Raw genomic sequence first — 976 nt, forward strand, 5'->3', positions numbered from 1 at the left:
GCCGACGAGGACGGCGGTCAGGGCGCCGAGGGCGCAGAGCGCGGCGCTTCTCCGTACGAGTGCGTTCACCCGGTGACGGTATGCCGATAAGTCGGATAAAGCGGTTATCTGCTCCCCGGCCACGCCGCACGGTCACCCGCACGGCACCCGCAACCTCACCGGCAACGGCACCCGCACGGCCACCCCTCCGCGCCGCAGGGGCCCGCATCCGCCTACAGCCACCCCTCCAGCGACGCCATGAACGCCTCGAAGTCGTCCCGGTGAATGGTGTGTCCCGCCCCCTCGACCGTCCGTACCTCGAACCCGCGCAGCTTCAGCTCCGTCCGCAGCGCCTCGTCGACGAGGCAGCCGTCCCCGGCGACCTGTACGAGCGAGGGGACGACCGGCGCGGCCGGGGTGTGGTCCACGGCGAACCGGCCCGCCAGGGAGTGCGCGGTGTCCGGGTCCCAGGCGGCCACGGTGGCCACCTCGATGTCGACGTCGGCCGCGTCCCAGCGCGGGTTGAAGCCCGCGATCGCGCCTCGCGTGACCCTCTTGAACTCCACGAACATCGCCGGGTCCACCGACCCCGTCCTGCCGAGCGCCCACGCCGGATCGGAGTAGACGGCCCGCGCGGGCGCGAGGCGCTCGACGGCGAGGGAGAGCGCCAGCGCGCCCAGGGAGTGCCCGAGCGCCAGCTCCGCCCCGGCGGGCAGCGTCTCCACGAGGTCGTCCGCGAAGATCTCCGCACCGTACGCGCCGCGCCCGCTCGCGCCGTGGCCCCGCAGGTCGACCGCTATCGCGCGGTACCCGAGAGCGGCGAGCGCGGGCCCCACCCGACGCCAGGTGCGGTGGTCCGACATGATCCCGTGCACCAGGAGGGCGACGCGGTCGCCGGATCCCCATTCGTGGGTGTGCAGCTTCATCGGGAGGAGCCTTTCTCTCGCGTGCCGCCGTGTTTACGCGAAGTATCCCCAGAAGTAATCGCGGCTGGTTG

General features: G+C 72.7%; 1 protein-coding gene. It reads right to left on the bottom strand.

Features of this window, described 5'->3' with window-relative positions; translation table 11 throughout:
• Nucleotides 1-212 precede the first annotated feature (212 nt).
• Nucleotides 213-905 (bottom strand): alpha/beta fold hydrolase, encoded by a 693-nt coding sequence (locus tag AB8Z36_RS41465; protein WP_369218490.1) that lies wholly within the window; start codon nucleotides 903-905, stop codon nucleotides 213-215.
• Between the last annotated feature and the right edge of the window lie 71 nt (nucleotides 906-976).

It is taken from the genome of Streptomyces flavofungini (assembly GCF_041028215.1).
GTDB classification, from domain to species: Bacteria; Actinomycetota; Actinomycetes; order Streptomycetales; family Streptomycetaceae; genus Streptomyces; species Streptomyces flavofungini_B.